At 41.3% G+C, this 746-nt stretch carries 1 protein-coding gene and 1 CRISPR repeat array; the gene reads left to right on the top strand.

Features of this window, described 5'->3' with window-relative positions:
* Positions 1-44: 44 nt before the first annotated feature.
* Positions 45-539: a CRISPR direct-repeat array (repeat unit 30 nt; unit sequence GTTGATAGACTACCTATAAGGAATTGAAAC).
* A gap of 59 nt (positions 540-598) precedes the next feature.
* The coding region (locus P22_RS21595; RefSeq protein ID WP_156319075.1) for a transposase at positions 599-746 on the top strand (148 nt) is incomplete at its 3' end.

Genomic DNA, 746 nt, shown 5'->3' on the forward strand with positions numbered 1-746 from the left:
TTGAAACCTTTATCAGGGTAACATACTTTAAGCAGTATTTAGTCGTTGATAGACTACCTATAAGGAATTGAAACTTGTTAATGAAGATTGGGGCCTGGCGGAGAATCCGGCCGTTGATAGACTACCTATAAGGAATTGAAACTACAGCTATCAGGTGCAAGCCGTCAGTGCGTTCTAACGTTGATAGACTACCTATAAGGAATTGAAACTACAGACGTTGTGAAAGACCTTGCTGTTATCTATAGTTGATAGACTACCTATAAGGAATTGAAACCGAGTGTAAAGGTTCTCAGTCAGTTGTTGATCAGGGGTTGATAGACTACCTATAAGGAATTGAAACGGGTGCCTCTATGGGGCTTCTCCAGAACTCTGCCAGGGTTGATAGACTACCTATAAGGAATTGAAACTAGGCTTCCAGAGCCGCATCCAGGTCTTCTTCTCCCGTTGATAGACTACCTATAAGGAATTGAAACAAATCCGTCGACGGTAAATCCACCACTTAGTAATAAGTTGATAGACTACCTATAAGGAATTGAACTGTAATGGCTTTTGCGGACACCAAGAATGGCTGGTACAATAAAGTCAGGAGGTGTCCTACATGAAAGGCCAACGATTTGATGCAGAGTTCAAAAAAGATATCGTGAAACTCTACCTAAGTGGAGCTCGTACCTGCCCCAGTTTGGAAGCGGAACTAGGAATTCACGAAAATACGATCTATAAATGGATTCAACAATATAAAAGTGATC

The organism is Propionispora sp. 2/2-37 (assembly GCF_001298735.1).
In the GTDB taxonomy this organism is placed as follows: Bacteria; Bacillota; Negativicutes; order Propionisporales; family Propionisporaceae; genus Propionispora.